Source organism: Pseudomonas sp. UBA7530, assembly GCF_002479365.1.
GTDB lineage: Bacteria > Pseudomonadota > Gammaproteobacteria > Pseudomonadales > Pseudomonadaceae > Aquipseudomonas.
The window spans coordinates 900,158-924,337 of sequence record NZ_DLMS01000001.1 but is presented as its reverse complement, the minus strand read 5'-3'; the positions used below and the strand labels follow the sequence as shown (position 1 = coordinate 924,337).

Below are 24,180 nucleotides of genomic sequence, written 5' to 3'. Positions count from 1 at the left end.
CTCTCCCCCGGCCCCTCTCCCATAAATGGGAGAGGGGAGACATAACAGAAGGACCACACCTTGAGCGAACCAAGCTACCTGCTGAGCATCGACAACGGCACCCAGAGCGTCCGAGCGCTGCTGTTCGATACCAACGGCAACCTGCTCGCCAAGGGCAAGGTCGAGCTCGATCCCTATTTCTCCAGACAGCCTGGCTGGGCCGAACAGGACCCGGAGTACTACTGGGCCAGCCTCGGCGAGGCCTGCCGCTTGCTGTGGCAACAGGTGGATATCGACCGCCGCCTGATCCGCGGCGTCGCCGTTACCACCCAGCGCGGCAGCATCATTCATGTCGATGAGCAGGGCACGCCGCTGCGCCCGGCGATTCTCTGGCTCGATCAGCGTCGTGCCGAGGTGGCGGGGCGCATCAAGGGCCTGTGGGGCTGGCTGTTCAAGCTGGCACGTGCCGAGGAGGCGGTCGATCACTTTCGTGGCCAGGCCGAGGTCAACTGGGTGGCTCAGCATCAGCCGGACAACGCGGATCGCACGCACAAGGTGCTGTTGCTATCCGGGTTTCTCACCCATCGCCTGTGCGGCCGCTTCGTTGATTCCACCAGCAGTTGCGTGGCTTATCTGCCGTTCGACTACAAACGCCTGCGCTGGGCCGCGCCCGGCGACTGGAAGTGGCAGGCGCTGAAGGTACGCCGTGAGCAACTGCCCGAGTTGTTCAAGCCAGGGGAGCGACTGGGCTGCATCACGGCCGAGGCCAGCCGCCACTCCGGTATTCCCGAGGGCCTGCCGCTGATCGCTGCCGGCGCAGACAAGGCGTGCGAGGTACTGGGTTCCGGTGCGCTGGAGGCCAGCACGGCCTGCCTGTCCTACGGCACCACAGCGACCATCAACACCACGCGCAGTCGTTATCTGGAAACCGTGCGCCTGATTCCTCCCTATCCGGCGGCGCTGCCGGATCACTGCAACACCGAGGTGATGATCTATCGCGGTTTCTGGATGGTCAGCTGGTTCAAGCGCGAATTCGGTCTGCGGGAGATGCAGCGTGCCGAGGCGCTGGGCGTGTCGCCCGAAGCGCTGTTCGACGAGCTGGTCAACGCCGTCCCGCCCGGCTCAATGGGGCTGATGTTGCAGCCGTACTGGACGCCCGGCATCCGTGAGCCGGGGCTGGAGGCCAAGGGTTCGATCATCGGTTTTGGTGATGTGCACACCCGCGCGCATATCTACCGTGCCATTCTCGAAGGCCTGGCCTATGCGTTGCGTCAGGGCAAGGAACGTATCGAAAAACGCTCCGGCACCCGCATCGAGCGCCTGCGTGTGTCCGGTGGCGGTTCGCAGAGCGATGCGGCAATGCAACTGACGGCCGATATCTTCGGCCTGCCGGCCGAGCGGCCGCATCTGTACGAGACCAGCGGGCTGGGCGCGGCGATCAACTGCGCGGTGGGCCTGGGCTTGCACGCCGATTACCCGAGCGCCATCGCCGCCATGACTCGAGTAGGGCAGGTGTTCCAGCCGAACCCGGAGGCACAGCGCGTTTACCAGCAGCTCTACGGGCAGGTCTATCAGCGCATGTACCGCCAGCTCAAACCGCTGTACCAGCGCATTCGCAAGATCACCGGCTATCCGGCGTAGAGCATAGGGATGAGCACTGTGGGAGGGGCCGGGCGGCGCTCCGCTTTAGCCCCGACCGAGTAATACCAAGGTCGCGGCTAAAGCCCCTCCTACAGAAACCAGTCGCCCTCCAAATGGAGGGCGTTAGGGCGTGCTTCAAGCGACATCCACCAGCACGATTTCGCTGTCTTCCTGCGCTTCGACGCGGATCACCTCGACATCGGCAACGGCGACGCCGTCACGTGCCTTGGCTGCCACACCGTTGACGCTGAAGGCGCCGGTGGCGCCCACCAGATAGGCCTTGCGACCCGGCTGCAGCACGTACTCGGCGCTTTGTCCGGCCTTGACCGTGGCCGCTACCAGGCGTGCGTCGGTGCGGATGCGCAGGGCGTCGACATCTTCCTCGTAACCGCTGGCCAGGGTGACGAAGGCTCCGGAGCGGTCGCCTTTAGGGAAAGGCTTGGCACCCCAGGAGGGCGGCAGGCCGGCCTGGTTCGGCTGAATCCAGATCTGGAAGATCTTGGTGGTCTCATCTTCCAGGTTGTACTCGCTGTGGGCGATGCCGGTGCCGGCGCTCATCACCTGCACATCGCCGGCCTCGGTACGGCCTTTGTTGCCCAGGTTGTCCTCATGGCTGATGGCCCCTTCGCGAACGTAGGTGATGATCTCCATGTCGCGGTGCGGGTGCGGCGGGAAGCCAGAGTGCGGAGCGATCTCGTCATCGTTCCAGACGCGCAGGCGACCCCAGTTCATGCGCTCGGCGTCGTAGTATTCGGCGAAGGAAAAATGGTGACGGGCATTCAGCCAGCCGTGGTGAGCGCCACCGAGTTGTTCGAACGGACGTACATCGATCATGGTCAATCCTCCAGTCATGCACGAGGTCAGTCCCGTGCGATGTCGATGGATGAATGATCCTTTTTGATTGATCGATTTAAAAGCGCAATATTTATTGATTTTATATCTATAAATTAGATTAATTGTCCGAGGGCCACACACTAGGCTTTCGTTTACCCCTTTCAAGGAGCACCGCAATGCGCGAGCGCAAGGCCTGGTTGATCCTGCATGGCAAGCAGGCATTGAACGAAGAGGTGAGGGCGGCCGTGAACGGCCTGCGCGAGCGTGGCTGGGATCTGGCGGTGCGCCTGACCTGGGAGGGTGGCGATGCCGAGCGTCTGGTGCACGAAGGGCTGGCGGCTGGTTATCCGATCCTGATCGCTGGCGGCGGCGACGGCACCCTGCGCGATGTGGTCGAGGCCATGGTCAAGGCACGCAGTGAAGCCAGCCTGGCGCTGTTGCCACTGGGTACGGCCAATGATTTTGCTCATGCCGCCGGCGTGCCGCTGACGCCAGCTGCGGCGCTGGCTCTGCTGGAAGTGGAGCCGGTGGCGGTGGATGTGGGCATGGCGGGCGAGCGCGCCTTTCTCAATATGGCCACCGGCGGCTTCGGCTCCAATGTCACCGCCAATACCTCGGAGGAGCTTAAGAACGTCCTCGGTGGCGCCGCCTATCTGCTGACCGGGCTCAGTCGCTTTTCCCAAGTGCGCGCCGCCGCGGGGCGTTTTCATGGGCCGGAGTTCGAATGGCAGGGCGAATTTCTCGCCCTCGGTATCGGCAATGGCCGTCAGGCGGGCGGCGGGCATCTGCTCTGCCCGGAAGCGACCATCGATGATGGCCTGCTGGACGTCAGCATCGTGCCGGCGGCGCAGGACGTGGTGAGCACTCTTGGCACGCTGCTCACTGGCGGCATGCACGGTTTGCAAAGCGTTGCGATCAGCGCGCGGCTGCCCTGGCTGGAGGTGGAGGCGCTGGAGGGATTGGACCTGAACCTCGACGGCGAGCCGATGGAAAGCAAGCGGCTGCGCTTCACTGCACAACCCGGTGCCTTGCGTCTGCACCTGCCCGGGCATTCGCCGCTGCTCGCTGGCCATGCGCTTGGCGCTGAGGCATGATGGCTGCGCGCCAGCAACGCTTCAGTCTGCCGGCAGTTCGCCGATAACCCGAGCGGCAGACTAGACTCACCTCATTACCTTGGAGCGCATGATGGCCGGCATTCTCGATTCAGTGGATCAACGCACGCAACTGGTCGGCGAAAACCGTCTGGAAATTCTCATGTTCCGCCTGGCCGGCCGGCAGCTGTTCGCCATCAACGTGTTCAAGGTGCAGGAAGTCCTGCAGATGCCCAAGCTGACGCTGATGCCGCAACGCCACCGCTTCGTCTGCGGCGTGGTCAATCTGCGTGGCCAGACCCTGCCGGTGATCGACCTGTCGCAGGCCATCGGCATGCGCCCGCTGGTGCCGGATGAGCGCAGCACCATCATCGTCACCGAATACAATCGCTCGGTGCAGGCCTTCCTGGTCGGCAGCGTGGATCGCATCCTCAACCTCAACTGGGAGTCGATCCAGCCACCGCCCGGCGGTGCCGGCCGCCAGCACTACCTGACCGCCATCACCAAGGTCGACGAGCAGATCGTCGAGGTCATCGACGTGGAGAAGGTGCTGGCCGAGATCGTGCCGATGAGCACCAAGGTCTCCGAGGAAAAGCTCGCCGACCCGCTGCTGGAAAAGGCCCGTGGCCGTGAAGTGCTGCTGGTGGACGACTCCAGCGTCGCCCTCAGCCAGTTGCGCGATACCCTGTCGCAGTTGGGCATCCGCCTGCATATGGCCAGCGATGGCCTCAAAGCGCTCAACCTGCTGAAGAAGTGGGCGGACACTGGCGAAGTGATGACGGACAAGCTGCTGATGATCTTCACCGACGCCGAGATGCCGGAAATGGACGGCTACCGCCTCACCAGTGAAATTCGCAATGATCCGCGCCTCAAGGATCTTTACGTGGTGCTGCACACGTCGCTGTCCGGCAGCTTCAACGAGGCGATGGTGAAGAAGGTCGGTTGCGACAATTTCCTCTCCAAGTTCCAGCCGGACAAGCTGGTGGACGTGATCCGCCAGCGCCTGGAGCTCGACGAGCCGCGTTAGAGCACGTGTGCGGCGGGGGAGGTTCGTCGGGCACCGATGGCGGACCCGCTCTACGCCGGCCAGTCGTTATTGCCCCGCAGTGCTTGTGAGCGAGGCCGTCAGCTCGTATAACGGCGTTTTGCCAACAGGAAGCTGACCCATGCTGAGTCTCTCGGGGCTTTACCGTTACCCGCTCAAGTCCGGCCGCGGCGAGACCTTGCAGCGCAGTGCGGTCGATGGCCTTGGCCTGCATGGCGATCGGCGCTGGATGCTGGTCGACGCCGACAACGGCCGCTTCATCAGCCAGCGCCTGCTGCCGCAAATGAGCCAGTTGAGCGCGTTGTACGATGGGCGTGGCGGCCTCACCCTCAGCGCGCCGGGGCGCGACGATATTTCCGTGGCGCTGCCCGACCCTGATCAGGATCTGCGTGGCGTCATCCTGTGGCGCGACAGCTTGCGTGTGCCGGATGCCGGCGATGAAGCTGCCGAGTGGCTCAGCGCCTTGCTGGGCAAGGCCTGCCGTCTGGTGCAGGTGCCCGAAGAGCGCACCCGCCAGGTCGATACCGCCTATGCCAAGCCGGGTGATCGCGTGGCCTTCGCCGATGGTTTCCCGCTGCTGCTGATCGGCCAGGCATCGCTGGACGATCTGTCCCAGCGTGTCGGCCAGCCGCTCTCGATGCTGCGCTTTCGCCCCAATCTAGTGGTTGCCGGCAGCGAGCCTTACGCCGAAGACAGCTGGAAGCGTATCCGCATTGGCGAGGTGGAATTCGACGTGGTCAAGGGCTGCTCGCGCTGCATTCTCACCACCATCGACCCGCAGACCGGCGAGCGCAACGCTCAGCGCGAACCGCTGGCCACGCTCAAGACCTATCGTGAACGCGAGGGTGACGTGTTCTTCGGGCAGAACTTGCTGCCGCGCGGTGTCGGTGAGCTGCAGTTGGGCATGACGGTGCAGGTGCTGGAGTAGCGCGGTCTTGTAGGAGCGAATTCATTCGCGAATAAATTCGCTCCTACACCGGCTTCACTGATCGTCGAAGAAACGCTCGTTCCAGGCCACCAGCGGGTGCGGCGCATCGAGCTTCTGGCCATAGATCACCGAGTAGGACAGCACGTTCTGCACGTACTGGCGGGTTTCGTCGAACGGAATGTTCTCCACCCAGACGTCATAGCTCAGGTGATTGGCGCCGCGCAGCCACTGGCGTACCCGGCCCGGGCCGGCATTGTAGGCGGCCGAGGCGAGCACGCGGTTGCCGTTGAACTGGCCGTACACCTGGCTGAGATAAGCCGCACCCAGCTGGATATTGGTGTCCGGGTTGAGCGCCTGCTGCGGTGAGGCCAGGGGGATGCCGAACTTGCGCGCGGTTTCCTTGGCGGTGGCCGGCATCAGTTGCATCAGGCCCATGGCGCCGGCGTGGGAGCGGGCGTCGGCCATGAAGGCGCTTTCCTGGCGGGTGATGGCGAACACCCAGCTCGAATGCAGGTCGCGGCGTCTGGCTTCGCGGACCAGTTCGTTGCGATGAGCCATGGGGAAGCGTACCTCCAGATCGTCCCAGTACTGGGCCTGGCTGATGGTACGGATGGCCGGGAAGTACCACTCCATTTCGTAGGCCAGGCGCGCCTGGGCCACCAGCTCGTCGCGGCTGAACCGGCGGCTGACGTGATACCACTCGCGGCGGCCGTCGACGATCTGGCCACGCGCATGAAATTCCATGGCGCGCTTGATGCCGGGCGTGTTGCGCACCTTCTGCACGACCTTGGGGTCAAGCGCCAGCGGCTGGTTATTCAGCGCGTACGGCGCCTTGACCTGATCCGCTGCCATGAAGCCGTAGAAATCACGCTCCTTGGCCAGGGCCTGGAACAGCACCGCCGGTTGCTGGCTGTTGGGCTGCGCCAGTTGCAGGCTGCGCGCGTTCCAGTAGCGCCAGCGGTTGCTGCTGGCCAGGTCGGACGGCATCTTCTGTGTCAACTGATACGCCTCTTCCCAACGGCCGTGGCGCAGCAGCAGGCGTGCACGCCATTCGCTGACGGTGTTGTCACGCAACTGTGGGTCGTACTTGGCCATCACCTGCAGACCACGCAGATCGAAGCGTTGCGCCAGGCGCAGACCGATCTGCCGGGCGATGGCGACCTGCTCGTCGGCGGAGAACTTCATGCGCTGGGCATAGCCGTCGAGCAGGGCCAGGGCGTCTTCGGGGCTCTGCCGGGCCAGACGGCGCAGTCCGAAGCCGACCACGTCGCTCATGGCGTCATCGGCTGGGGCGAAGCGCGCGGTGTTCTTCAGCAATTGCGGTTTCTGCGCCACTTCGACCATCAGCTTGCCGCGCTCGCCGAGCGTCGGCATGCCCTTGATCAGGAAGTTGGCCAGACCGTAGTTGCCGCTTTCCACCGCCAGCTTGGTGCGCTGCCAGCGGCGCTGCTCGGTGAGTTGGCCATTGGCTGCCCAGCGCTCGAACAGCGGGTCGCAGGCATTGGGTTGGGACTTGCCCACCAGCCAGAGCTTTTCGGCGGTGGCATTGCCTTCTGCAGTCAGACCGTGGCTCAGCTGGTATTGGCCGTACAGACAGTCCAGTTCGGTGAAGTTGAGGTCCGGGTCGTAGTGATCGAGGAAGGGCTTCCAGTCGCCGCGTTCGGCAAGCCAGCGCAACCAGCGCAGCTTCATCCAGTTGGCCTGGGGCAGGTCGCCGTGCTCGGCGAGGAATTTCTCGATCTCGGCGTTGCTCGCCGACTTGAGGCGATTGGTCAGCTCGTCATAAGCCAGATAAGGCGTGAGCGGGTAATCGCGCAGCGCGCTGGCGTACTGGCGATAAGGACCGCTGTCGCCCTTGGCCAGGGCGCGTTTGGCCTCATCGTAGTACTGGCGTTGCTGGGCGAGGCTGGCGGCTTCGACGCTGGCGATGCCGGTGGTGGTAAGAATCAGACATGAAACTAAAGAGAGAAAGCGACTGCGCATGGCATTTCCAGGGGCAAGCAGAGGTGTGGGACAACGCGGTCCGTATCGTTGCATGCCTCTAGCTTAGCCTTTCATCGGGGCGCGGTGAATGCCGCCGGGCGGGATCGACACATGCAGCAAAAAAGCGCGTATGTGCGCCACCTGGAATGCTGATCCCACGGCTGCCGCTTCGGTGGAAACGGCAACAGCCGACTGGCAACTCGGGTAGAATGCGCCGCCTGTTTCTGGAGATGCCCATGACCCTGCTCAAGTTTGCCGACGTATCCCTCGCCTATGGCGCCATGCCCCTGCTGGACGGAGTGTCCTGGCAGATCGCGCGGGGCGAGCGCGTGTGCATCATTGGCCGCAACGGGACCGGCAAGTCGAGCATGCTGCGCCTGGTCAAGGGCGACCAGATGCCGGACGACGGCGAGATCTGGCGCGCACCTGGGCTGAAGATCGGCGAGTTGCCACAGGAGCTGCCGCGCGCCGATGAGCGTACCGTGTTCGACGTGGTCGCCGAAGGCCTGGCCGGTGTCGGCGAGTTGCTGGCGCGCTATCACCACTTGGCGCAGAACATCCAGGGCGATGACGACCTCGAGCAACTGATGCACGTGCAGCAGGAGCTGGAAGCCAAAGACGGCTGGCGCCTGCAGCAACTGGTCGACAGCACCCTGAGCCGCCTGCAGTTGCCGGCGGACAAGACCCTGGCCGAGCTTTCCGGTGGCTGGCGCCGTCGCGTGCTGCTGGCCCAGGCGCTGGTGTCCGAGCCGGATCTGCTGCTGCTCGACGAGCCCACCAACCACCTGGACATCGGCGCCATCGCCTGGCTGGAAGAGGCACTGAAGGATTTTGGCGGCGCCGTGCTGTTCATCACCCACGACCGTTCCTTCCTGCAGAACCTGGCCACACGCATCCTCGAACTGGACCGTGGCGGCCTGATCGACTGGAACGGCGACTACGCCAGCTTCCTGGTGCACAAGGAGCAGCAGCTCGCTGCCGAGGAAACCGCCAACGCGCTGTTCGACAAGCGTCTGGCCCAGGAGGAGGTGTGGATTCGTCAGGGCATCAAGGCCCGCCGCACCCGTAACGAAGGCCGCGTGCGTGCGCTCAAGGCGATGCGCGCCGAGCGTGCCGAGCGCCGCGAGCGTCAGGGCAAGGCGAATATCCAGCTGGAGACCGCGGACAAGTCCGGCAAGCAGGTGATGGTGGCGGAGAACGTCAGCTTCGCGCATAGCGGCGGCCCGTTCCTGGTCAAGGATTTCTCCATGGTCCTGCAGCGCGGCGACCGTATCGGCCTGCTCGGCGCCAACGGTACCGGCAAGACCACGCTGCTCAAGCTGCTGCTGGGTGATCTGCAGCCGAGCAGCGGCAGCATCGAGGTCGGCACCAAACTGGAAGTGGCGTATTTCGACCAATTGCGTCACCAGCTCGAGCCGGAAAAGACGGTGATCGACAACGTCGCCGAAGGTCGCGACTTCATCACTATCGATGGCCAGAACCGCCATGTGCTGAGCTACCTGGGCGACTTCCTGTTCAGCCCGCAACGGGCCCGTACACCGGTCAAGGCGCTATCGGGTGGCGAGCGGGCACGACTGTTGCTGGCGAAGTTGTTCAGCAAGCCGGCCAACCTTCTGGTGCTGGACGAACCGACCAACGATCTGGACGTAGAAACCCTGGAACTGCTCGAAGAAGTGCTGCTCAATTTCCCCGGCACCGTGCTGATGGTCAGCCACGACCGTGCCTTCCTCGATAACGTCGTGACCAGCACCCTGGTGTTCGAGGGTGAAGGCAAGGTGCGCGAATACGTCGGTGGCTATCAGGACTGGCTGCGCCAGGGCGGCTCGCCGCGTCTGCTTGGCGTGGGTGAAAGCAAGTCCGGCAAGGCCGAGCTGGCCACCGCCATCGTCGAAGCGCCGGCCCCAGCGGCAGCGGCCCCGGTGCAGGGGAGCGCCGAGCCGGCGAAGAAGAAACTGAGCTACAAGCTGCAGCGCGAGCTGGAGGCGATTCCCGGGCAGATCGACGCCCTGGAGCAGGAAATGGCCGCTGTGCAGGAGCAGGTATCCGATCCAGCCTTCTATCAGCAGCCGGTGCAGGTCACCACGGACGTATTGGCGCGTCTCGAGGGCTTGCAGAAGGAAATGGACGCGCTGCTCGAGCGCTGGGCAGAGCTGGAAGGCTGACGAAGGAACGACGGGCAATGGCCATCGAGTACCGCATCACTCTCGACGACAATCATCAGTTCAGCTACCGGATCGAACTGAATCGCGAATATGACCCCACTGAAGCGCAACAGGCACCTGCCTGGACCCGCCTCGAGCATCAGCAGTGCAGCAATTGCCCGCTCAGCCGCGAGCAGTTCAGCCACTGCCCGGCCGCGGTCGATCTGCAGCGGGTGATCGAGGACTTCCATGGTCTGCCGGCGTTCAAGAAGGCCAGTGTCTGGGTACGCACGCCAGAGCGTGAGTACACCAAGCATGTCGGGCTGGAGGAGGGGTTGCGGGCGCTGCTTGGAGTGATCATGGCCACCAGCGCCTGCCCGGTGCTGGCGCGCCTGAAACCCATGGCGCAGCACCATCTGCCGTTTGCCAACAACCAGGAGTTCATCCTGCGTGCGGTGTCGCTGTACCTGGCGCGGCAATACTTCAACATGCGCGAGGGGCGCCTGGCCGATTGGGAGCTAAAGGGGCTGGTGCGCTTGTTCCAGCAACTCAAGCTGGTCAACCAGGCCTTCTGGCAGCGTATTCACGACACCTGTGAAGGCGACTCCAACCTCAAGGCCTTCCTGACCTTCTTCTCGATGTCGTCGAGCATGACGGTGTCGCTGGAAACCCAGCTGCAGAAGATCCGCCCGCTGGTGATGAGCGCGGGCGAGTCGTTCGAGTAAAAGGGTGTCTACAAAATGGCTGCACTTGGCAATACTGCGTTGAAAGCGATCTCGAAATGCTCATTTACAGCACGTAAACTCCGCTTTCTCGATCGTTTTCGCCTTGTCCTGCCTTCGTTCGCCTATCTTGTAAACACCCTCTAAGGCCGAAGCCAAAAAGCTCGCCGCTGAAGCGCCTCCCACGGGCAAAGCCAACGCAGCTACTGTGTGGGAGGGGCTTCAGCCGCGACGCGATTTCAAGTGCCTTTTTCGCCTTTCTTCAGACGCACCGCGAGCACATCGCAGGGCGCGCCGTGCAGCACGTCATTGGCGGTGGAGCCCAGCAGCAGCGCAAGGCCGTGACGCCCATGGCTGCCAACCACGATCAGGTCGCAACCCTGTTCTTCGGCCAGGCGGTGGATTTCCTGGCGCGGCTGCCCGTAAGCCAGGTGGCGCTGGTCGGCGGTGAGTTCCGGGTACTTGCCGGTGAAGCTGTCCATGCGCTCGCGGGCCTGCTCGAACTGCTGTTGCTGCAGCATCGACAGATCCATCGGCACGTCGCCGCCAAAGGCCATGGCCATCGGTTCGACGATATGCACCAGGGACATCTTGGCGCCACTGGCCTGGGCCAGCTTCTGTGCACGGACCACTACGGGGTCGCATTCCTCGGTCAGGTCGACGGCGACCAGAATGTGCTGGTAGGGCATGGTGAACTCCTCCTTAAGGAAGCAAATGGCTCTGTCTCAAGTATGGCCCCATTGTGTGGGATAGAGCGACTGGTCTTGAAAAGGCAAAGAAAAGCCCGGTGTGAGCACCGGGCAATGGTTGGGCCAGGCAGGCCGGAAATATGGGCATCAGTGTTGGCCTGCAGCGTACTGGGCGGCAACGCCTTCCAGGCCCTCGATGATGCTGTCGGAATACTTGCTGATCAAAAACGGTACGGTGTTCTCGTTGTAGTTGCGCAGGGATTTCTCGATGTAACGCCACTTGGTTTCGATTGAGCCCAGCGCAGCGCTGATCTGCGGGGTGTTCTGCTGGGCGGCGCTGAGGTTGTCGAGTTGATTGGCGAACTCGCCGACCAGCTCATCGATGGCGCGCTCTTCGCCGCCGCCAAAGAAACTGGTGCCAACCGAGGCACTGCGGGAAGCATAGTCCAGGGCGATGTTTTGCATCAGCAGGCTTTGCTCGCGGCTCTTCTGCGTGAGTGGCGGGACGCTGAAACCGCTTTCTTGCTGAATCTTCTGATACAGCTCCTGACTAATGGCGATGATGTGCTGATTGCTGTCGGCCAGGTCGGCGACGGGTTGCAGGTCCGTGAAACCCTGGCTGCGCATGGCCTCCATCAGTGCCTGTAGACCGCTGCGGTAACTTTGCCAGTTGGTTTGCAACTGCGTGCGGAGCGCCTTGCTTGCGTCGCCAGGCATCTCGCCCAGGCCGTCCAGGTGCGCCTGGCCCTCCTGCAGTGACTCGCCAATCATCCGCGCGTAGCGCTGGTCGCCTTCCATGCCGTTGTACATGTAGAAGTCGCCCAGGCTCTTTTGCGTCGCCAGGCGCAACTGATGCAGGCGCAGCAGATCATCGGCCGGCGCTGCGCTGAGCAAGGAAGGGGAGAGTGACGTGAAGAGAAAAACGAGCAGGGCGCTCAGGGGAAATACAAGCGAACGGCGGCTCGACATGGGCGACTCCGTATGGCCCATCGTGGGGCTCGATTTGTTTTTTGTTACTCGCGACTGGCCCTGTGCCAGCTACGAGTGAGGCGACTGTAACCGGAGCTTGATTGTTTGGCTAGGCACCTGGCCATACCTGTAACGGCCGGTAAAACACTCGCAATGGCGCGGTATTGACGCGATTTATCGAGATCGCCTGGAGCCCGCGAATGACCGGGCCTGCAGAATTCGTCGGGAAAACGACGAAAACGGGCCAATTGACAAGTGCAGGCTTTTCCCCGAAGGTGTGCACACCCAAATCAAACGGGCGTATGAATTGAGCGTTTGCCTGGTCAGGCGCGCCGTTTACAGCCCGAATATCGCGTCGGTGGGTGTGTCGTACCGATTGGAGCTATGCTCGACGGCTGTGCCGTGAGCTGGCCTGCCGGTTGGCTCCGATGTGTACTGTTCAGCTTCCATACCGTGGAGATCAGTTGATGATTTACGAAGGTAAAGCCATCACGGTTAAGGCTCTTGAGAGCGGCATCGTCGAATTGAATTTCGACCTCAAGGGTGAGTCCGTCAACAAATTCAACCGTCTTACCCTCAACGAGCTGCGCGCCTCCGTCGACGCGATCAAGGCTGACGGTTCGATCAAGGGCGTGATTGTCACCAGTGGCAAGGACGTGTTCATCGTCGGTGCCGATATCACCGAGTTCGTCGACAACTTCAAACTGTCCGACGAAGAACTGGTGGCCGGCAACCTCGAAGCCAACAAGATCTTCAGTGATTTCGAAGACCTCGCCGTGCCGACCGTCGTCGCCATCAACGGCATCGCCCTGGGCGGCGGCTTCGAGATGTGCCTGGCCGGTGACTACCGCGTAATGAGCGAGAGCGCCAAGATCGGTCTGCCGGAAGTCAAGCTGGGTATCTACCCGGGCTTTGGCGGTACCGTGCGTTTGCCGCGTGTGATCGGTACCGACAACGCCGTCGAGTGGATCGCCTCCGGCAAGGAGAATCGCGCTGATGACGCGCTGAAAGTCGGCGCCGTCGACGCCGTGGTCGCTCCTGCCAAGCTCAAGGACGCCGCACTGGACCTGATCAAGCGCGCCATCTCCGGCGAGCTGGACTACAAGGCCAAGCGTCAGCCCAAGCTGGAAAAACTCAAGCTCAACGCCATCGAGCAGATGATGTGCTTCGAGACCGCCAAGGGCTTCGTCGCTGGCCAGGCCGGCCCGAACTACCCGGCTCCGGTCGAGGCGATCAAGACCATTCAGAAGGCTGCCAACTTCGGCCGTGACAAGGCGCTGGAAGTCGAGGCCGCCGGCTTCGTCAAGCTGGCCAAGACCTCGGTCGCCGAGAGTCTGATCGGCCTGTTCCTGAACGATCAGGAACTGAAGAAGAAGGCCAAGCACCACGACGAAATCGCGCGTGACGTGAAACTGGCAGCCGTGCTCGGTGCCGGCATCATGGGCGGCGGTATCGCCTACCAGTCGGCCTCCAAGGGCACCCCGATCCTGATGAAGGATATCCGTGAAGAGGGTATCCAGATGGGCTTGAACGAGGCTTCCAAGCTGCTCGGCAAGCGCGTCGAGAAGGGCCGTATGACCCCGGCGAAGATGGCCGAGGCGCTCAACGCCATCCGTCCGACCATGTCTTACGGTGATTTCGGCAACGTCGACATCGTCGTCGAAGCCGTGGTCGAGAACCCCAAGGTCAAGCAGATCGTGCTGGCCGAAGTGGAAGCCGTCGTGCGTGAGGATGCCATCCTGGCCTCCAACACCTCGACCATCTCCATTTCCCTGCTGGCCCAGGCGCTCAAGCGTCCGGAAAACTTCGTCGGCATGCACTTCTTCAACCCGGTGCACATGATGCCGCTGGTGGAAGTCATCCGTGGCGAGAAGTCCAGCGAAGTGGCCGTGGCCACCACCGTTGCCTACGCCAAGAAGATGGGCAAGAACCCGATCGTGGTCAACGACTGCCCGGGCTTCCTGGTCAACCGCGTGCTGTTCCCGTACTTCGGCGGCTTCTCCAAGCTGCTGGGCTTCGGCGTCGACTTCGTGCGCATCGACAAGGTGATGGAGAAGTTCGGCTGGCCCATGGGCCCGGCTTACCTCTCCGACGTGGTCGGCATCGACACTGGCCACCACGGCCGTGACGTGATGGCCGAAGGCTTCCCGGACCGCATGGCCGTGGAAGGCAAGACCGCCGTCGACGTGATGTACGAAGCGGATCGCCTGGGTCAGAAGAATGGCAAGGGCTTCTACGCCTACGAGACCGACAAGCGCGGCAAGCCGAAGAAGGTCACCGACCCGCAGGCCTACGAGCTGCTCAAGTCCATCGTGGTCGAAGAGCGTGAAGTGACCGACGAGGACATCATCAACTTCATGATGATCCCGTTGTGCCTGGAAACCGTTCGTTGCCTGGAAGACGGCATCGTCGACACCGCAGCCGAGGCCGACATGGGCCTGATCTACGGTATCGGCTTCCCTCCCTTCCGTGGCGGTGCGCTGCGCTACATCGATTCGATCGGTGTTGCTGAATTCGTCGCCCTGGCCGACAAATATGCCGAGCTGGGCGCCCTGTACCACCCGACCGCAAAACTTCGCGAAATGGCCGCCAAGGGCCAGAAGTTCTTCGGTTAATCGTGCAGCGAACAGAGCGAGAATAGATATATGAGCCTGAATCCTAGAGATGCAGTGATCGTCGACTTCGGTCGTACCCCGATGGGTCGTTCCAAGGGTGGCATGCACCGCAACACCCGTGCCGAGACCATGTCCGCGCACCTGATCAGCAAAGTGCTGGAGCGCAACGCCAAGATCGACCCGGCAGAAGTCGAGGACGTGATCTGGGGCTGCGTCAACCAGACCCTGGAGCAGGGCTGGAACATCGCGCGCATGGCGTCGCTGATGACCCAGATCCCGCACACCAGCGCCGGCCAGACCGTCAGCCGTCTGTGCGGCTCGTCCATGAGCGCGCTGCACACCGCCGTGCAGGCGATCCAGACCGGCAACGGCGACGTGTTCGTCGTCGGCGGTGTGGAGCACATGGGCCACGTCGGCATGATGCATGGTGTCGACCCGAACCCGCACCTGTCGCTGTACGCCGCCAAGGCGTCCGGCATGATGGGCCTGACCGCGGAAATGCTGGGCAAGATGCACGGCATCACCCGTGAGGCGCAGGACGCCTTCGGTGAGCGTTCGCACCGCCTGGCGCACAAGGCCACCGTCGAAGGCAAGTTCAAGGATGAAATCATCCCGATGCAGGGCTACGACGAGAACGGTTTCCTGAAGATGTACGATTTCGACGAAACCATTCGTCCGGAAACCACCGTCGAAAGCCTGGCTGCGCTGAAGCCGGCCTTCAATCCGAAAGGCGGCACCGTGACTGCAGGTACCTCCTCGCAGATCACCGACGGCGCTTCCTGCATGATCGTCATGAGCGCCCAGCGTGCTCAGGATCTGGGCATCGCCCCGATGGCCGTGGTTCGCGCGATGGCCGTTGCTGGTGTCGATCCGGCGATCATGGGTTACGGCCCGGTGCCGTCCACGCAGAAGGCGCTCAAGCGCGCTGGTCTGAGCATGGCCGATATCGATTTCGTCGAACTCAACGAAGCCTTCGCGGCCCAGGCCCTGCCTGTGCTGAAGGATCTGAAACTGCTCGACAAGATGGAAGAGAAGGTCAACCTGCACGGCGGCGCGATCGCCTTGGGTCACCCCTTCGGTTGTTCCGGGGCCCGTATCTCCGGTACCCTGCTCAACGTCATGAAACAAAACGGCGGCACCCTGGGTGTCTCCACCATGTGCGTGGGCCTTGGCCAAGGCATCACCACCGTCTTCGAACGCATTTAAGCGTCAGTGGACAGAAACCGGGGCCCAGTGCCCCGGTTTTGCTTTTTACGGCTTTTTATTTCGGGAACCGCTCAATGCAGTTGCAGCCAGGACTCTATCGCCACTACAAAGGCCCGCAGTACCGTGTATTCGGTGTGGCACGCCATTCCGAAAATGAGGAAGAGGTAGTGGTCTACCAGGCGTTGTACGGCGAGTTTGGTTTGTGGGTACGACCGCTGAGCATGTTCTGCGAAGAGATCGAGGTGGACGGCAAGCGCGTTCCACGCTTTGCTTTGATTCAGGCCGAAGTCAGCCCTATCGGCAGTTCGGAAGTCTGACTGCGCAGCCCCTGCGCTTGACCTTCGCTTGGTCGCCACTATATATAGCGGGGCCTCAAGGCTCCCTGCCTTCTATATTTCGCAATTCAGGAATTTTCTGATCCATGGGCAAATCGCTGGTCATCGTGGAATCCCCGGCCAAGGCCAAGACCATCAACAAGTACCTGGGCAGCCAGTACGTGGTGAAGTCGAGCATCGGCCATATCCGTGACCTGCCTACCAGCGGCTCGGCAAGCGCCGCCAAGGAGCCGGCCAAGCGTGGCAAGGCCGCCGCTGGTGAAGCGCCTGCGCTGTCGCCCAAGGAAAAGGCCAAGCGTCAGCTGTTCGCTCGTATGGGCGTCGATCCCGAGCACGGCTGGAAGGCCAAGTACGAGATTCTGCCCGGCAAGGAAAAGGTGATCGAAGAACTGCGCCGCCTGGCCAAGGATGCCGACACCATCTATCTCGCAACCGACTTGGACCGCGAAGGGGAAGCCATCGCCTGGCACCTGCGCGAGTCCATCGGCGGCGATGACAGCCGCTACAAGCGCGTGGTGTTCAACGAGATCACCAAGAAGGCGATTCAGGACGCCTTCTCCAGGCCCGGCGAGCTGGACATCAACCGCGTCAACGCGCAGCAGGCGCGCCGCTTCCTCGACCGCGTGGTCGGCTACATGGTTTCGCCGCTGTTGTGGGCCAAGATCGCCCGCGGCCTGTCTGCCGGTCGCGTGCAATCGGTGGCGGTGAAGCTGGTGGTGGCGCGCGAGAAAGAAATCCGCGCCTTCGTGCCGGAAGAATACTGGGAGGTGCATGCCGACCTGGGCACCGCTAAGAACGCCAAGGTGCGCTTCGAGGTGGTGCGCGAAGACGGTGCGGCCTTCAAACCGGTCAATGAAGCGCAGGCCATGGCGGCGCTGGAGAAGCTCAAGGCTTCCAGCTACAGCGTGGTCAAGCGTGAGGACCGTCCGACCAGCAGCAAGCCGTCGGCGCCGTTCATCACCTCGACCCTGCAGCAGGCAGCGAGCAACCGCCTGGGCTTTGGGGTGAAGAAGACCATGATGATGGCCCAGCGTCTCTACGAGGCCGGCTACATCACTTATATGCGTACCGACTCGACCAACCTGTCCAACGACGCGGTGGAGATGGTGCGCGGCTTTATCGGCAGCGAGTACGGCGACAAGTACCTGCCGGGCAAGCCCAACCTGTATTCGAGCAAGGAAGGCGCTCAGGAAGCGCACGAGGCGATTCGTCCGTCCGACGTCAACCTGCGCCCGACCCAGCTGTCGGGCATGGAGCGCGATGCCGAGCGTTTGTATGACCTGATCTGGCGCCAGTTCGTGGCCTGCCAGATGCCGCCGGCCGAGTACCTGTCCACCAGCGTCACCGTAGCCGCTGGCAATTTCGAGCTGCGCGCCAAGGGCCGTATTCTCAAGTTCGACGGTTACACCCGTGTACTGCCGCAGCAGAGCAAGCCGGGCGAGGATGACGTCCTGCCGGAAATGAAGGAAGGCGAGGGCCTCAAGCTGATCCAGCTCGACCCCAGCCAGCACTTCACCAAGCCACCGGCACGCTACTCCGAAGCCAGCCTGGTCAAGGAGCTGGAAAAGCGCGGCATCGGCCGCCCGTCCACTTACGCGGCGATCATCTCCACCATCCAGGATCGTGGCTACGTCACGGTGCACAACCGTCGCTTCTATGCCGAGAAGATGGGCGACATCGTCACCGAGCGTCTCGACGAGAGCTTCGCCAACCTGATGGATTACAGCTTTACCGCCACCATGGAAGAGCATCTCGACGATGTGGCCCAGGGTGGGCGCGAGTGGAAGAACCTGCTCGACGAATTCTACGGCGACTTCAAGAAGAAGCTCGAAGCGGCCGAGGCTGGCGAGGGCGGCATGCGTGCCAACCAGCCGACCCTGACCGACATCCCGTGCCGCGAGTGCGGCCGGCCGATGATGATCCGTACTGCCTCCACTGGCGTGTTCCTCGGCTGCTCCGGCTATGCGCTGCCGCCGAAGGAGCGCTGCAAGGCCACCATCAACCTGGTGCCGGGCGACGAGATCGCCGCGGACGACGAGGGTGAGTCCGAGTCCCGCGTGTTGCTCGGCAAGCATCGCTGCCCAATTTGCTCCACGGCCATGGATGCCTACCTGCTGGATGAAACCCGCAAGTTGCATATCTGCGGTAACAACCCGGACTGCACCGGCTACGAAATCGAGCAGGGCCAGTACCGCATCAAAGGCTATGAAGGCCCGAGCCTGGAGTGCGACAAGTGCGGCAGCGAAATGCAGCTCAAGACCGGCCGTTTCGGCAAGTTCTTCGGTTGCACCAACCCAAGCTGCAAGAACACCCGCAAGCTGCTCAAGAATGGCGAGGCGGCGCCGCCGAAGATGGACAAGGTAGAGATGCCCGAGCTCAAGTGCGAGAAGGTGGACGACACCTACGTGCTGCGCGACGGTGCCTCGGGTCTGTTCCTCGCCGCCAGTCAGTTCCCGAAGAATCGCGAGACGCGCGCGCCATTGGTGCTGGAGATCGTCCCGCACAAGCACGAGATCGATCCCAAGTACCACTTCCTCTGCGATGCCCCGCAAAAGGATCCGGATGGTCGCCCGGCGGTGATTCGCTATAGCCGCAAGACCAAGGAGCAGTACGTGCAGTCCGAGGTCGACGGCAAGCCGACCGGCTGGCGTGCGTTCTACGACGGCGGTAAGTGGAAGGTCGAGGACAAGCGCTAAGGCCTTGTCCATCAGTTGCCGAGCGTTGACCGGGTTTAGAGCCAGGCCGACGCTCGCGAGATTGCAAGGCTGACGAGATGCGCGTCTGGCGACTGCCAACGCGCGTATCATCAGCCGGTCTGCTGTGGAGGTCGCCGTAATGGCCAAAGAAATCTACACCCGCACCAATCAGAAGATCTTCTTCGCCGGCATTGCCCTGGACAACTGGCGCAAGGCCGAGGCGTCTTCCGCGTTCAATGTGCAGGCGCTGGTGCAGGCCGAGCGTGAGGCCGCGCTGTTTCACCTTTACGGTGGGCTCCTTGGGGTTTGCCATGAGATTGCGGGTTACTACCGCATGAGCGACGCCGCGCCTTCGCGTGTCGAGGCTTTCGTTCAGCAGGCAGTACTCGAGGGATCGCCCAGCCCGGAGCTGGCTGAGCTGGTCGAACTGGCGCAGCAGCGCGAGACCTGGCTGGCGCAGCTGCTAGCTGCCTACGCTGAGCTGTTCCAGCCTCCGCGCGAGGAGCGCAAGGCCAAGGTCGACCCGTCGATGCCGTTGATCACGGCAGTCAGCGTCGGCGAAGAGCCTGTCGAGGTGAGCCTCGACGATATCGATGCCTGGCGTCAGCAGCTCAAGGCCTTGATACTGCGTTTCCGCGAAGGCCTCAGTGAGTGCTGATTGGGTTTAACTGGACCAGTGGGCTGGGGATGACTCCGGCGGACTGTTACAATGTCGTGTTTTTGCACAGAGACTGAGCCATGCCTACATCCTTTCTGGAAATCGTCGAACTGCCCGATGGGCGCATCGCCCTGCGTCGCGCAGAGGATGAAGAGGCGTTGGTGACCCTGGACTTCTCCGCTGATGCCAAGGCTTTTCTGCAGGGGCAACATATCGAGGTGGCCAAGGCGATGCTCAATGTCGGGGTGCAGATGGCCGGGCGCATGGCCGAGGGTGATTTCAGTCACGAGGAAGAGGGGCCGCGGGTCCTGCACTGAGATCGCTGCGATACAACGCAAACGGGGCTCCAATGGAGCCCCGTTTTCATTTGCGAGCATGGTTCAGCCCAGGCTGATATTCAAACTCTGCGCGCCACCGCTACTGGCGGCCTGTGCCAGGCGCTGGCGGGTGCTGCGCTCGACCGGGTGCAGCCAGCTGATCACCGTATGGCTGCGCCCCAGCTTGAGCGCTTCCTCGGCCAGCTCCAGGGCACTTTGCCCTTGCCGTGGCTGCAGCAGCAGGATGCGTTCGCGATTGAGCCCAGCGTCACGCAGCCAGCTTTGCGTGAGGCTGGCAGGCGGCGCCACCAGGGTCAGCCAGCGCGCGTCCTGATTCTGGCTCAGCTCGCGCAGAATCGGCGCCAGCAAGTGCAGGCAGTGGCCGGCCGCGCCGCGCAGAGCCAATTCACTGAAAGCCTGTTCGGCTTCGCCAGGGGCGATGTCATCGGTAACCAATGGTTCGCCCGACGCGTTGGCAAGAAAGGCGTCGAAAAGGGGAAGTTGCGGGCGCTCGAACGACTGCTGCATTTGCATGGCGTTTCCTCAGCGGCGGATTACACCGACACTCAAACCTTCGATGACCAGGTCCTGGTGCTCCAGGTCCACTTCGATCGGGGCGAACTCGGGATTTTCGGCCAGCAGCCAGACCTTGTTGCCCTCGCGCTTGAAGCGCTTGACCGTCACCTCGTCATCGATGCGCGCAACCACGACCTGGCCGTTACGTGCCTCGCGGGTGGTATGTACGGCGAGCAGGTCACCATCGAAAATACCGATGTCCTTCATGCTCATGCCGCGTACGCGCAGCAGATAGTCGGCCTTGGGCTGAAAGAAGGCCGGGTTGATCTGGCACGATTCTTCGACATGTTGTTGTGCGAGGATCGGTGCGCCAGCGGCGACACGGCCGATCACCGGCAGGCCCTCGTCCTCGTTCGCAGCGCCCGCTTCGAAGCCGGGAATGCGAATGCCGCGCGACGCGCCTGGGGTCATCTCGATGGCGCCCTTGCGGGCGAGAGCCTTGAGGTGCTCCTCTGCCGCATTGGGTGATTTGAACCCCAGTTCCTGGGCGATCTCCGCACGGGTGGGAGGGTAGCCGTTGTCTTCCAGGCAGCGTTTGATGAAGGCGAGGATCTCGGCTTGGCGTGGCGTCAGTTTCAGCATGGCTGGGCTCTGTCTTTATATACAGTGACTGGGATTATATACAGTAAGCGGGGCTTGGCAACGATCTATTTACTGGCGCCCATCTCCAGCTTGTTATCCGTGCTGCGTAATCTTCGTCTCTGCTTGTTGTAAGCTGTGACCCGCCGGCCAAAAGACGGCTCATGCGGCTTGACAATGCGGTGAGCTGAAACGTATGTTTCAAACAAGTGTTTGTCAGGTGATAACTCATGGCTCAGTCGGAAACCGTTGAACGCATTCTCGATGCTGCGGAACAGCTGTTCGCGGAAAAAGGCTTCGCCGAGACTTCGTTGCGTCTAATCACCAGCAAGGCCGGGGTCAACCTGGCAGCCGTCAACTATCACTTCGGTTCCAAGAAGGCGCTGATCCAGGCTGTCTTCTCGCGGTTCCTCGGCCCATTCTGCGCCAGTCTGGAAAAGGAACTCGATCGCCGTCAGGCCAAGTCCGACACCCAGGTGTCTCTGGAGGAGCTGCTTGAACTGCTGGTGGAGCAGGCCCTCGCGGTGAAGCCGCGCAGCGGCAACGACCTGTCCATCTTCATGCGCCTGCTCGGCCTGGCCTTCAGTCAGAGCCAGGGGCACCTGCGCAAGTACCTCGAAGAGGTGTACGGCAAGGTATTCCGCCGCTACATGCTGCTGGTGCACGACGCCGCGCCGCGTATTCCCCCGCTTGAGCTGTTCTGGCGCGTGCACTTCATGCTTGGTGCTGCCGCATTCAGCATGTCCGGCATCAAGGCCCTGCGCGCGATGGCCGAGACCGATTTCGGCGTCAATACCTCGATCGAGCAGGTGATGCGCATGATGGTGCCGTTCCTGGCCGCGGGCATGCGCTCGGAAACCGGGGTCAACGATCCGGCGCTGGCCGGCGCGCAGCTCAAGCCGCGCAGCAAAGCGCCGAGCGCCACGCCCAAGGTCTGACCGGTCAGCCGGTGGGCTTGGCTTCGCCCTTCGGCTAAGCTAGCGGCCCATGTGCGATCTCGATCTCCTCCATATCTCCATTGCCGACCAGATGCTCTACGGCTTCAATGCCGGGCAACTGGTGGTGCGCTTGTCCGTATCCACTGCACGTAACGGCGCGGGTGAGAGCAATGGCTCGGGCTGTACCCCGCGGGGGCTGCATCAGGTGCGCGCGAAGATCGGCGCCGGTTTGCCCCTGGCCGCTGTGTTGCGCGGCCGTCGCTGGACCGGCGAGGTGTGGTCGCCGCAACTGCACGAGCAGTTCCCCGGGCGTGACTGGATTCTCACCCGCATTCTCTGGCTGAGCGGTCTCGAGCCGGGGCGTAACCGCATGGGCGAGGTCGATACCTTCCATCGCTACATCTACCTGCACGGCACGCCGGACACGGAACCCATGGGCGAGCCGCTGTCCCATGGCTGCATTCGTTTGCGTAACGTCGACATGCTGGCGCTCTTCGATCGCGTGCCGCTGCACTGCAAGGTGCGTATCGACGAGGCGCCTTGCCCGCAGTGGGCTGCAAACCAGGATTTCAAATAAGGAATACGTTCATGCAAGGCTCTTTGATGATGGACATCGCCGGTACCTGGCTGACTGCCGAGGATCGCCAGATGCTGCGCCAGCCCGAGGTGGGCGGTCTGATCATTTTCGCCCGCAACATCGAGTCGCCGCGTCAGGTACGTGAGCTGTGCCAGAGCATCCGCGCTGTGCGCCCGGATCTGCTGCTGGCTGTGGATCAGGAAGGCGGCCGCGTGCAGCGCTTGCGTCAGGGCTTTCTGCGGCTACCGGCGATGCGCGCGATTGCCGATAACCACAACGCCGAAGAGCTGGCTGAACATTGCGGCTGGCTGATGGCGACCGAGGTGCTGGCCGTCGGGCTGGATCTGAGCTTTGCCCCGGTACTGGACCTCGACCACCAGCGTAGTGCGGTGGTCGGCAGCCGCGCCTTCGAAGGCGATGCGCAGCGCGCCACCACGCTGGCTGCCGCGTTCATTCGCGGCATGCACCAAGCCGGCATGGCCGCCACCGGCAAGCACTTTCCCGGGCATGGCTGGGCCGAGGCGGACTCTCACGTGGCCATTCCGGTCGACGAGCGCAGCCTCGACGAGATTCGTGCCTGTGACATGCAGCCATTCAAGCGTCTGGCTGGCGAGCTCGATGCGGTGATGCCGGCGCACGTCATTTATCCGCAGGTCGATGAGCAGCCGGCGGGGTTCTCGCGGCGTTGGCTGCAGGACATCTTGCGCGGCGAGCTGGGCTTCGATGGGGTGATTTTCAGCGATGACCTGTCCATGGCCGGTGCGCATGTGGTTGGTGATGCCGGCAAGCGTATCGAGGCGGCGCTCGCGGCCGGTTGCGACATGGGACTGGTGTGCAATGACCGGGAGGCGGCCGAACTGGCCCTCAGCGCCTTGCAGCGCTTGCAGGTCACGCCCGCCGAGCGCCTGCAGCGCATGCGTGGGCGCGGTCATGCCTGCACCGATTACCGCCAGGCGCCGCGCTGGTCGGCGGCAGTGGCAGCGCTTAGGAGCGCGCAGTTGATTGACTGAGGGGCGGGCCTCTGCGCAAAAGTCGCTTTGCGGCGTTTTCGGCCCTCTCCAACCCCTCTTCCATGAAGGGGAGAGGGGAGCCAAGCGTGTGAAACCTTAAGTGAGCGGCACTACGCTCAAAGCGGGCTGATGCGTACCAGGGCGCCCAGGCTGCCATGATCCAGATAGGTCAGGCTGTTGTCCTTCAGGCGCTGGGCGACTTTCATGTGTTCGCTGCTTTCCAGCAGACCGTCGGCACTGAAACGATTGATCCACAGTTCCAGATCCAGATCGGCGAAGCGATCCTGAGTGAAGGCGAGGGTGCCTTCGACCGGGTAGTGGCCGAGGTGCGCCTCGCCACTGGTGACCGCGACGCGGCTCGGTGTAGTGCCCAGCGTCTGGCTCCAGGCCTTGTGCAGCAGGACCTCATAACCGTTGCCGGGATTGAGCTTGGCGGCTTCGTTGTCGAGGCTGGTGGCGCGCTCGCTGCCGCCGATCGGCAGTGCGGTGCCTGCCCAGTCGTCCGGGGCGATCTTCGGCGCGATGACTGGGTCACCCGCCTGGCGGAATACCAGCAGTTCGACCTGGTACAGGCGTTCGGCGAAGGCGCTCGGGGCGAGCAGGCAGAGCAGCAGGGCGATCAGGTGCAATGGGCGCAGCATGTGAGAGTCC

At 62.7% G+C, this 24,180-nt stretch carries 22 protein-coding genes; 15 read left to right on the top strand and 7 right to left on the bottom strand.

Going from position 1 to position 24,180, the window contains the following annotated elements:
• Nucleotides 1–60: 60 nt before the first annotated feature.
• The gene (locus B2U07_RS04400) at nucleotides 61–1,620 is read left to right on the top strand and encodes an FGGY-family carbohydrate kinase (protein WP_275544569.1); all 1,560 of its coding nucleotides are present in this window, start codon (nucleotides 61–63) and stop codon (nucleotides 1,618–1,620) included.
• Nucleotides 1,621–1,755: 135 nt separating this feature from the next.
• Here the strand turns inward: B2U07_RS04400 and B2U07_RS04395 are convergent, their stop codons facing one another.
• Nucleotides 1,756–2,454 (bottom strand): pirin family protein, encoded by a 699-nt coding sequence (locus B2U07_RS04395; protein ID WP_275544570.1) that lies wholly within the window; start codon nucleotides 2,452–2,454, stop codon nucleotides 1,756–1,758.
• Nucleotides 2,455–2,630: 176 nt separating this feature from the next.
• Here B2U07_RS04395 and yegS point away from each other — a divergent pair, with 176 nt between their 5' ends.
• The 3 genes from yegS (at nucleotide 2,631) to B2U07_RS04380 (ending at nucleotide 5,518) form a co-directional block, all read left to right on the top strand.
• Complete coding sequence (gene yegS, locus B2U07_RS04390) at nucleotides 2,631–3,548, top strand: lipid kinase YegS (protein WP_275544571.1); 918 nt, start codon at nucleotides 2,631–2,633, stop codon at nucleotides 3,546–3,548.
• Between the two features lie 91 nt (nucleotides 3,549–3,639).
• Nucleotides 3,640–4,572, top strand: coding sequence for a chemotaxis protein CheV (locus B2U07_RS04385; protein WP_197855957.1), 933 nt, complete (start codon nucleotides 3,640–3,642; stop codon nucleotides 4,570–4,572).
• A gap of 139 nt (nucleotides 4,573–4,711) precedes the next feature.
• Nucleotides 4,712–5,518 (top strand): MOSC domain-containing protein, encoded by an 807-nt coding sequence (locus tag B2U07_RS04380; RefSeq protein ID WP_275544572.1) that lies wholly within the window; start codon nucleotides 4,712–4,714, stop codon nucleotides 5,516–5,518.
• Between the two features lie 54 nt (nucleotides 5,519–5,572).
• Here B2U07_RS04380 and B2U07_RS04375 read toward each other — a convergent pair whose 3' ends face one another.
• Nucleotides 5,573–7,501 (bottom strand): transglycosylase SLT domain-containing protein, encoded by a 1,929-nt coding sequence (locus B2U07_RS04375; RefSeq protein WP_275544573.1) that lies wholly within the window; start codon nucleotides 7,499–7,501, stop codon nucleotides 5,573–5,575.
• Between the two features lie 236 nt (nucleotides 7,502–7,737).
• On the opposite strand from B2U07_RS04375, the gene B2U07_RS04370 reads away from it, so the two are divergent.
• Nucleotides 7,738–9,663, top strand: a complete 1,926-nt coding sequence (locus tag B2U07_RS04370) for an ATP-binding cassette domain-containing protein (RefSeq protein ID WP_275544574.1) — start codon at nucleotides 7,738–7,740, stop codon at nucleotides 9,661–9,663.
• A 17-nt stretch (nucleotides 9,664–9,680) separates the two neighbouring features.
• Nucleotides 9,681–10,367, top strand: a complete 687-nt coding sequence (locus B2U07_RS04365) for a DUF6901 family protein (RefSeq protein ID WP_197855953.1) — start codon at nucleotides 9,681–9,683, stop codon at nucleotides 10,365–10,367.
• 236 nt (nucleotides 10,368–10,603) lie between these two features.
• On the opposite strand, the gene B2U07_RS04360 is transcribed toward B2U07_RS04365, so the two are convergent.
• On the bottom strand, nucleotides 10,604–11,053 hold the full coding sequence (locus B2U07_RS04360) for a universal stress protein (protein ID WP_275544575.1): 450 nt from the start codon (nucleotides 11,051–11,053) through the stop codon (nucleotides 10,604–10,606).
• Nucleotides 11,054–11,200: 147 nt separating this feature from the next.
• Complete coding sequence (locus B2U07_RS04355) at nucleotides 11,201–12,022, bottom strand: hypothetical protein (protein WP_275544576.1); 822 nt, start codon at nucleotides 12,020–12,022, stop codon at nucleotides 11,201–11,203.
• Between the two features lie 467 nt (nucleotides 12,023–12,489).
• Between B2U07_RS04355 and fadB the strand changes: the two genes are divergently transcribed.
• From fadB to B2U07_RS04325, 6 genes are all read left to right on the top strand, one after another.
• On the top strand, nucleotides 12,490–14,637 hold the full coding sequence (gene fadB, locus B2U07_RS04350; RefSeq protein WP_275544577.1) for a fatty acid oxidation complex subunit alpha FadB: 2,148 nt from the start codon (nucleotides 12,490–12,492) through the stop codon (nucleotides 14,635–14,637).
• Between the two features lie 30 nt (nucleotides 14,638–14,667).
• Nucleotides 14,668–15,843 carry an acetyl-CoA C-acyltransferase FadA gene (gene fadA, locus B2U07_RS04345; protein ID WP_197855949.1) on the top strand — a complete coding sequence of 392 codons (1,176 nt, stop codon included), beginning with the start codon at nucleotides 14,668–14,670 and terminating at the stop codon, nucleotides 15,841–15,843.
• Between the two features lie 74 nt (nucleotides 15,844–15,917).
• Nucleotides 15,918–16,160, top strand: a complete 243-nt coding sequence (locus B2U07_RS04340; RefSeq protein ID WP_179590019.1) for a DUF1653 domain-containing protein — start codon at nucleotides 15,918–15,920, stop codon at nucleotides 16,158–16,160.
• Nucleotides 16,161–16,264: 104 nt separating this feature from the next.
• Nucleotides 16,265–18,874, top strand: coding sequence for a type I DNA topoisomerase (gene topA / locus B2U07_RS04335; RefSeq protein WP_275544578.1), 2,610 nt, complete (start codon nucleotides 16,265–16,267; stop codon nucleotides 18,872–18,874).
• A gap of 139 nt (nucleotides 18,875–19,013) precedes the next feature.
• On the top strand, nucleotides 19,014–19,532 hold the full coding sequence (locus B2U07_RS04330; protein WP_275544579.1) for a DUF6586 family protein: 519 nt from the start codon (nucleotides 19,014–19,016) through the stop codon (nucleotides 19,530–19,532).
• Between the two features lie 80 nt (nucleotides 19,533–19,612).
• Complete coding sequence (locus tag B2U07_RS04325) at nucleotides 19,613–19,849, top strand: hypothetical protein (protein ID WP_197855945.1); 237 nt, start codon at nucleotides 19,613–19,615, stop codon at nucleotides 19,847–19,849.
• Nucleotides 19,850–19,912: 63 nt separating this feature from the next.
• Here the strand turns inward: B2U07_RS04325 and sulA are convergent, their stop codons facing one another.
• Nucleotides 19,913–20,383, bottom strand: a complete 471-nt coding sequence (gene sulA, locus B2U07_RS04320) for an SOS-induced cell division inhibitor SulA (protein ID WP_275544580.1) — start codon at nucleotides 20,381–20,383, stop codon at nucleotides 19,913–19,915.
• Between the two features lie 9 nt (nucleotides 20,384–20,392).
• The gene (gene lexA / locus B2U07_RS04315; RefSeq protein ID WP_197855943.1) at nucleotides 20,393–21,007 is read right to left on the bottom strand and encodes a transcriptional repressor LexA; all 615 of its coding nucleotides are present in this window, start codon (nucleotides 21,005–21,007) and stop codon (nucleotides 20,393–20,395) included.
• A 227-nt stretch (nucleotides 21,008–21,234) separates the two neighbouring features.
• Between lexA and B2U07_RS04310 the strand changes: the two genes are divergently transcribed.
• The 3 genes from B2U07_RS04310 to nagZ are packed head-to-tail and all read left to right on the top strand — an operon-like array spanning nucleotide 21,235 to nucleotide 23,529.
• Nucleotides 21,235–21,942: a TetR/AcrR family transcriptional regulator gene (locus B2U07_RS04310; RefSeq protein WP_275544581.1), complete on the top strand. Its 708-nt coding sequence runs from the start codon at nucleotides 21,235–21,237 to the stop codon at nucleotides 21,940–21,942.
• Nucleotides 21,943–21,991: 49 nt separating this feature from the next.
• Entirely contained in the window at nucleotides 21,992–22,519 is a 528-nt protein-coding gene (locus B2U07_RS04305) for a L,D-transpeptidase (protein WP_275544582.1), read from the top strand.
• Between the two features lie 11 nt (nucleotides 22,520–22,530).
• A complete protein-coding gene (gene nagZ, locus B2U07_RS04300) occupies nucleotides 22,531–23,529 on the top strand; it encodes a beta-N-acetylhexosaminidase (protein ID WP_275544583.1) in 999 nt (332 codons plus the stop codon).
• Nucleotides 23,530–23,645: 116 nt separating this feature from the next.
• Here nagZ and B2U07_RS04295 read toward each other — a convergent pair whose 3' ends face one another.
• Nucleotides 23,646–24,170 carry a CsiV family protein gene (locus B2U07_RS04295; protein ID WP_275544584.1) on the bottom strand — a complete coding sequence of 175 codons (525 nt, stop codon included), beginning with the start codon at nucleotides 24,168–24,170 and terminating at the stop codon, nucleotides 23,646–23,648.
• Nucleotides 24,171–24,180 lie beyond the last annotated feature (10 nt).